General features: G+C 69.8%; 9 protein-coding genes. 2 read left to right on the top strand and 7 right to left on the bottom strand.

The window, feature by feature from the left end; all coding sequences use genetic code 11:
- Nucleotides 1-1134: tRNA 2-thiouridine(34) synthase MnmA (gene mnmA, locus L810_RS42120; protein ID WP_042978335.1), on the bottom strand; the 1134-nt coding region annotated here is incomplete at its 3' end.
- Nucleotides 1131-1640, bottom strand: coding sequence for an NUDIX hydrolase (locus tag L810_RS42115; protein ID WP_021164203.1), 510 nt, complete (start codon nt 1638-1640; stop codon nt 1131-1133). The genes L810_RS42115 and mnmA, both read right to left, overlap by 4 nt.
- A 78-nt stretch (nt 1641-1718) precedes the next feature.
- On the opposite strand from L810_RS42115, the gene L810_RS47935 reads away from it, so the two are divergent.
- On the top strand, nt 1719-1856 hold the full coding sequence (locus tag L810_RS47935) for an NAD(P) transhydrogenase subunit beta (protein ID WP_021164202.1): 138 nt from the start codon (nt 1719-1721) through the stop codon (nt 1854-1856).
- Between the two features lie 88 nt (nt 1857-1944).
- Here the strand turns inward: L810_RS47935 and L810_RS42110 are convergent, their stop codons facing one another.
- A complete protein-coding gene (locus L810_RS42110; RefSeq protein WP_021164201.1) occupies nt 1945-2865 on the bottom strand; it encodes a LysR family transcriptional regulator in 921 nt (306 codons plus the stop codon).
- Between the two features lie 80 nt (nt 2866-2945).
- On the opposite strand from L810_RS42110, the gene L810_RS42105 reads away from it, so the two are divergent.
- Entirely contained in the window at nt 2946-3869 is a 924-nt protein-coding gene (locus tag L810_RS42105; protein WP_021164200.1) for a carbon-nitrogen hydrolase family protein, read from the top strand.
- Nucleotides 3870-3949: 80 nt separating this feature from the next.
- Here the strand turns inward: L810_RS42105 and L810_RS42100 are convergent, their stop codons facing one another.
- The 4 genes from L810_RS42100 to L810_RS42085 form a co-directional block, all read right to left on the bottom strand.
- Nucleotides 3950-4636 (bottom strand): helix-turn-helix transcriptional regulator, encoded by a 687-nt coding sequence (locus L810_RS42100; protein ID WP_021164199.1) that lies wholly within the window; start codon nt 4634-4636, stop codon nt 3950-3952.
- 73 nt (nt 4637-4709) lie between these two features.
- The gene (locus L810_RS42095) at nt 4710-5120 is read right to left on the bottom strand and encodes a VOC family protein (RefSeq protein ID WP_021164198.1); all 411 of its coding nucleotides are present in this window, start codon (nt 5118-5120) and stop codon (nt 4710-4712) included.
- 100 nt (nt 5121-5220) lie between these two features.
- Entirely contained in the window at nt 5221-5466 is a 246-nt protein-coding gene (locus L810_RS47930) for a hypothetical protein (RefSeq protein WP_155836496.1), read from the bottom strand.
- A gap of 128 nt (nt 5467-5594) precedes the next feature.
- The gene (locus L810_RS42085; RefSeq protein WP_021164196.1) at nt 5595-6896 is read right to left on the bottom strand and encodes a THUMP domain-containing class I SAM-dependent RNA methyltransferase; all 1302 of its coding nucleotides are present in this window, start codon (nt 6894-6896) and stop codon (nt 5595-5597) included.
- Nucleotides 6897-6995 lie beyond the last annotated feature (99 nt).

The following is a 6995-nucleotide window of genomic DNA, read 5'->3' as shown; positions in this document are numbered from 1 at the left end:
GAGCGCCGGCGCGTCGAGCGCCTGCCGGTCGCTGGTTGCCGCGCTTTCGATGATGCCGCCGCCGAGACAGATCTCGCCGTCGTACAGCACGGCCGACTGGCCGGGCGTGACGGCCCACTGCGCATCGTCGAACGCGAGCGAGAAGCGTGCTTCGCCTGCCGGGCCGGGCACGGCGGCGCCGAAGGCGCATGCCGCGTCGGCCTGCCGGTAGCGTGTCTTCGCGCCGCACGCGAAGCCCTCGGCCGGCGGCTCGCCGGCGACCCAGCTCACGTTGCCGGCGACGAGTTCGCGCGACAGCAGCCACGGATGATCGTGGCCCTGCACGACGTACAGCGTGTTCGACGCGATGTCCTTCGCGGCGACGAACCACGGTTCGCCGCTGCCGCTCTTGCTGCCGCCCAGGCCGATGCCCTTGCGCTGGCCGAACGTGTAGAACGCGAGGCCGATGTGCTCGCCGACGACCTTGCCGTCCGGCGTCTTCATCGGGCCGGGTTTGGTCGGCAGATAGCGGTTCAGGAAGTCGCGGAACGGCCGTTCGCCGATGAAGCAGATGCCGGTCGAATCCTTCTTCTTCGCGTTCGGCAGCCCGATCTGCGCGGCGATCTCGCGCACCTTCGTCTTCGGGATCTCGCCGAGCGGGAACATCGTCTTCGACAGTTGCGCCTGGTTCAGCCGGTGCAGGAAGTACGACTGGTCTTTCGTATGGTCGAAGGCCTTCAGCAGCTCGAAACGCCCGTCGCGCTCGCGCACGCGCGCATAGTGGCCCGTCGCGATCATTTCCGCGTCGAGCGACATCGCGTGATCGAGGAACGCCTTGAACTTGATTTCGGCGTTGCACAGCACGTCGGGGTTCGGCGTGCGGCCGGCCGAGTATTCGCGCAGGAACTCGGCGAACACGCGATCCTTGTATTCCGCCGCGAAGTTGACGGCTTCCACGTCGATGCCGATCAGGTCGGCCACCGACACGACGTCGATCCAGTCCTGGCGCGTCGAGCAGTATTCGCCGTCGTCGTCGTCTTCCCAGTTCTTCATGAACAGGCCGACCACGTCGTAACCCTGTTCCTTCAGCAGCCACGCGGTCACCGACGAATCGACGCCGCCCGACATGCCCACCACTACACGGCGCTTGCTCATTTGTTGACCGCCTGACGTTCGAATGCTTCGGGGCGCGGCGCGACCGAATGCGTATGCACGAAATCGAGCGGAATGCGCCGCCCGGCGAGGTAATCGTCGACGCAGCGCATCACCGCGGGCGAGCGATGGCGCTCGCTGCACGCGCGCAGTTCGTCGGCGGTCATCCACAGCGTGCGGACGATGCCGTCGTCGAGCGCGTGGCCCGCGACCGGCTCGCCGGCCGTGCCGCAGAACGTGAAGCGCAGGTAGGTCGCGCCGGCGGTGCCGGGGCGGTCATAGTGCGCCAGATAGACGCCGACGAGCGCGTCGGGCGTGAACGGGTGCGCGGTTTCCTCGAGCGTCTCTCGGATCACGGCGTCGGCCAGCGTTTCGCCGGCTTCGAGATGGCCTGCCGGCTGGTTGATGCGCAGGCCCGACGAGGTTTCTTCCTCGATCACGAGAAAGCGGCCGGCATGCTCGACGAGCGCCGCGACCGTCACATGCGGGGTCCAGATTTCGGGTTTCATGGTTCGGCATTTTACCGGTTGCGCCCGAACGCTGCCCGGCGTTCGGTCAGACGAATCCGACCCTCGTAATCGTTCGTCGTGCTGGTGCGCGGCCACGCCGGCCAGGCTCACGCGTCGATCTCGCGCGATCGTGCGCAAAGCTACCTGGACAAGACGATGATGGTGTTCGGCGATGCGAAGAAGGTCATCGAGGGCATGGTGACGGCGGTCGACTGACGCATGTGCCGGCAACGCAGGCCGCCTGCCTCGATGCACGGGCAGCCTCAAGGGACAGGCCCGACCGGCGCAAGCCGGCCGGGCCGTTTCATGGTGCGACGAGGTTCGCGATGCACGCGGCGATCGTGTCGCGTACGCGCACGATCGCCGGGTCGCGCTGCGTGCTCGTGCGCCAGCCGATTTCGACCGGGTAGGGCGGCAAGTCGACCGGGCAGGCGAGCGCGCGCAGCGGCGTGGATCGCGCGATCGCGCGCGCCGCGTGCGAGGGAATCGTCGCCACCGCGTCGGAGCCGGCGAGCAGGTACGGCAACGCGGCGAAATGCGTGGTCGACGCCGCGACGCGCCGCTTGTGGCCGAGCGTGGCCAGCGCCTCGTCGACGATCCCGATCACGCCGCCCGACGACACGAGCAGGTGGTCGCGCTGCAGGAAATCGGCGAGCGTGAGCGTGCGCGGCGGCCGGGGGCGGGCGGCCGGGTCGATCAGGCACGCGTAGCCGCCCGTCGCGACCGCGCGCCGGCTGAGCCCGTTCGCCGAGAAGCCGCCCGATGCGATCGCGAGGTCGACGCCGTGGCGCAGCAGCGCGTCGCCGGCGATGCCGCTGTGCGTCTGCCGGAAGATCAGCCGGATGCCGGCGGCTTCCCGTGCAACGGCGTCGATCAGCGCGCGGCCGAGCGCGATCTCGAAGTCGTCCGACAGCCCGATCGAGATCGTGCGGCCGATGCGGTCGCCGCCGTCGGCCGCGATCGCGAGGCTTTCGCGGCAACGGTCGAGCGCGTCGGACAGGATCGGTTTCAGTTCGTCCGCGCGCGGCGTCGGCGCGAGCCCGCGGCCGGTGCGCACGAACAGCGGATCGGCATAGATCACGCGCAGCCGCGCGAGCGCCGCGCTCACCGCCGACTGCGTGAGGCCGAGCCGCAGCGCCGCCCGGCTCGCGCCGCCTTCCTCGTACAGCGCCTCGAACACTTTCAGCAGGTTCAGGTCGAGGCTGGCGATATCATCCACATTCATGTCACTTATTGTTCTATCGATTTGATCGATGACATCATATCGATAAAGATGGCGTTACCCCATTCACCGGAGACGCCTTCATGTCCACGTCAGTCATCGCCGCGCTGCAGATCGGCGCATCGCCCGCCGGCACGCGCGCCACGCTCGACACGATCCTCGGCTACGAAACCGCGATCCGCGACAGCGGCGCGTCGCTCGTCGTGCTGCCCGAGGCCGTGCTCGGCGGCTATCCGAAAGGCGAGATCTTCGGCACGCGGCTCGGCTACCGGCTGCCCGAGGGCCGCGACGCGTATGCGCGCTACGCCGCGCAGGCGATCGACGTGCCGGGGCCGGAAACCGACGAGCTGGCCGCGCTGTCGCAGCGCACGGGCGCGAGCCTCGTGGTCGGCGTGATCGAGCGCGGCGGCAGCACGCTGTACTGCACGGCGCTGTTCTTCGATCCGCGCGACGGGCTCGTCGCGAAGCACCGCAAGCTGATGCCGACCGGCACCGAGCGGCTGATCTGGGGGCAGGGCGACGGCTCGACGCTGCCCGTCGTCGACACGGCCGCGGGCCGCGCGGGCGCCGCGGTCTGCTGGGAGAACCACATGCCGCTGCTGCGCTGCGCGATGTATGCGAAAGGCGTGCAGATCTGGTGCGCGCCGACCGTCGACGAGCGCGACGTGTGGCAGAGCTCGATGCGGCATATCGCGCACGAGGGGCGCTGCTTCGTCGTCAGCGCGTGCCAGGTGCAGCCGTCGCCGCGCGCGCTCGGGATCGACGTGCCGGGCTGGGATCCGGAGCGGCCGCTGATCCGCGGCGGCAGCGTGATCGTCGGGCCGCTCGGCGACCTGCTGACGGAGCCGCTGATCGGCACGGCCGGGCTCGTGACCGCGCGTATCGATACCGACGAACTCGTGCGGGCGCGTTACGACTTCGACGTGGTCGGGCATTACGCGCGGCCCGATGTGTTCTCGCTGCACGTCGACGAGCGGCCGAAGCGCACGGTGGTGTTCGGCGCGTAGGGAAAGGCGGGCCGGGCGCCGCACGGCGGCCCGGAACGTGAACGGCGGCGGTGTGCCCGCCGCCGTGCCGTATCGGCGCGTCAGCGCATCGGCGCTTCCGCGATTCGCATGTAATCGGCGATCCGCCGTCCTTCCATGTCCGGAAACTGCTCGTGCACGACGATGTCGCCCATCCGCGCGATGTCGAAGGTGCGGAAATCGCCGCGCAGCTCGCACCACGCGCCGATCGTCCAGCGCCCGCCCCAGTAGACGAGCCCGAGCGGCCACACGCGGCGTTGCGAATGCGCGCCGAGCCGGTCGCGGTAGTCGAAGCTGACGACGTGGCGCGTATCGATGGCCTGGTGGATCGCATCGACCTTCGCGCAAAACGTCTCGTCGATGTGGAACGACGGCGCGAACACGGGCAGGCGGTCGAGCGCCGTGCGCTTGTCGGCCGGCATCGCCGACGCGATCTTCGCGAGCGCCGAGCGTGCGCCGCTCGCGAAGCGCGCACCGCCCCAGGTTTCGAGCATGCGTGCGCCGGTGGCGAGCGCCGCGAGCTCCTCGGCCGTGAACGTGAGAGGCGGCAGGCTCGCGTTGCGGTTCAGCCGGTAGCCGATGCCGGCTTCACCTTCGATCGGTACCCCTGACAGTTGCAGGTCGCGCACGTCGCGATAAACCGTGCGCGGCGACACCGACAGCCAGTCGGCCAGCTGCTGCGCGGTCGTGAGACGACGCCCGCGCAGCAGCTCGGCGATCTGGAACAGGCGGTCGGCACGGCGCGTCATGACGGCACCTCGGCTCCAACGGCAGTAGGGACTTCGCGATGATAGCGCCGCGCGCGCCCGATGGCCGCTGCGCTCAATGGCATTTCGGCGCGTGCAGGCCGACGCGGTTGCCTTCGGTGTCGATCAGGTAGCCGACGTAGCCGTAGTTGTTCGGCAGCTCGACGACGGAGCCCTGCACGACCCCGCCCGCGCGCTTCGCGCGTTCGAGCGCCGCGACGACCGATTCGCCGGCGTTCAGGTAGACGAGCACGCCGTTCGCGCTCGGCTTGATCTGCTGCGGATCGAACACGATGCTGCCGCCCGTGCTCGATGCGTCGCGGTCGAACGTGGCCATCGGCACGCCGCCGATGACTTCGCGCTGCAGCGTCGTTTGCAGCACGGTTTCGTAGAAGCGGATCGCCCGGTCGAAATCGAGGGACGGAATGTCGAACCACGCGATCGCGCGCTCGGGGGTGGCAGTGGCGGTGGCAGTTGCGGACGTCATGACGCGCTCCTTGTTGCGTTGTTGTTCGGGTTCGGTGCGGAAACCAGCGTTGCATTGCGCCGGGATTGCAGTGTGATCGCAGCCTGCTGACACCGTATTGTCAGTAGAGGTCGGGAACGATCCGCCAGCGCCGCCGGGTCGTCACGTGGCGCACGCCGTCGAGGGAGAGTGGGGAATTGCGCGTGACCTGCGTCGTCGAGCCGCGCGAGGGCGCCGTGAAGCCGGCTGTCGCGCACGACGGGCTGGTGCCGGGCTCGGAGATGGATCGCGGGATTCGCGGCGGGTGGCCGCTCGTGCTGTCGAGCCGCAAGACGCCGCTCGAGATGCGGCAGGCGCTGCCGTTCACGACGGGGCGCCGGGAGAAAGTCGAAGCATTGAAACGGAACGCCGCCGTTGCCGCGGATGCGGTAACGGCGGCGTTCCGATTGCCGCGCAGGGGCCGTATCGGCGGCCCCGTCGCGACCATGATGCGGATTACGCGTCGCCTTCCGGCGTGGCCGGGCGCGCCTTCACGCTGCCGGCGATCAGGTCGAAGCGGAACAGCCGGCATTCGAGCGCGCCGTTGAACAGCGGCGTCTTGGCCGATTCGCGCAACCGCAGCTGGCCCGGCAGCGAACGGTCGGACGTCAGCAGGAACGCCTGCCAGCCCGTGAAGCGCTGCTTCAATGCATCGCCGAGCGCGTTGAAGAACTCGCTGTCCGGTGCGTCGGTGTGGGTGCGGCGGAACGCGTCGTCGTTGCCGCGGTTGCGGCCCGTCTCGCGCACCTCGCCGCGCGCGCTGCGGCCGCGCACCTCGATCCGCTCGCCGTACGGCGGGTTCGCGAGGATGATGCCCGGGCCGTCGCACGGCGGCGTCATCCCGCGCGCGTCGACCTGCTTGAGCCACACCGACGGCACGCCCGCGCGCTCGAGGTTCGCGCGTGCCTTCTCGAGCATGTCGCCGGAGATGTCGCTGCCGTACACGCCGAGCGCTTCGCCGCGTTTGCCGCGCGCCGCGCGCTTCGCGTCCAGCGCCGGGACCTTCAGCCCCTGCCATGCGGTGATGTCGTATTGCTTGAGTTTCTCGAAGCCGAACCGGCGCTCGACGCCGGGTGCCACGCCGAGCGCGATCTGCGCGGCTTCCGCGAGGAACGTGCCGCTGCCGCACATCGGGTCGTACAGCGCCGTGCCGGGCGTCCAGCCCGTCAGGCGCAGGATGCCGGCCGCGAGGTTCTCGCGCAGCGGCGCCGCACCCTTGTCGAGACGCCAGCCGCGCTTGAACAGCGGCTCGCCCGACGTGTCGAGGTACAGCGTGCACTCGTTGGCCGTCAGGAACGCGAACACGCGCACGTCGGGCGCACCGGTGTCGATGCTCGGGCGCGCGCCGGTCTTCTCGCGCATCCGGTCGCAGATCGCGTCCTTCACGCGCAACGTCGCGAATTCGAGGCTCTTCAGCGGCGACTTGATCGCGGTGATGTCGACGCGCAGCGTCTGCGTCGCCGCGAACCAGCGCTCCCACGGCTGCTCGAGCGCGAGCGCGTAGACGTCCTGCTCGTTGCGGTAGGCGCGGTGCGCGATCTTCAGCAGGACCCGGCTCGCGATCCGCGAATGGAGGTTCGCGGCCATGCCGGCAGCCCAGCCGCCGCTGAAGTGGACGCCGCCCGGCACCTGCGCGCCCGCGGTGAACGGCGCGCCGTTCAGGTGGCGGCCGGCGATTTCGGCCAGCTCGGCGGCAAGCGCCGCTTCGAGGCCGCGCGGGCAGGGGGCGAAGAATTCGTACAGGGTGGGCGAGGACATAAGGCGGGTGAGGACGTGCAAAAGTCCACTATTGTACGCGGCGCGGGCGGCCGGGGCCGGCGTTGCGTCGCGCTTCGGTGCCGCGGCGCGGGCCCGGGC

This window comes from Burkholderia sp. AU4i, from assembly GCF_000466765.1.
GTDB lineage: Bacteria > Pseudomonadota > Gammaproteobacteria > Burkholderiales > Burkholderiaceae > Burkholderia > Burkholderia cepacia.
Note: the sequence above shows the minus strand (reverse complement) of the source record. Positions and strands in the feature narration are given on the sequence as shown.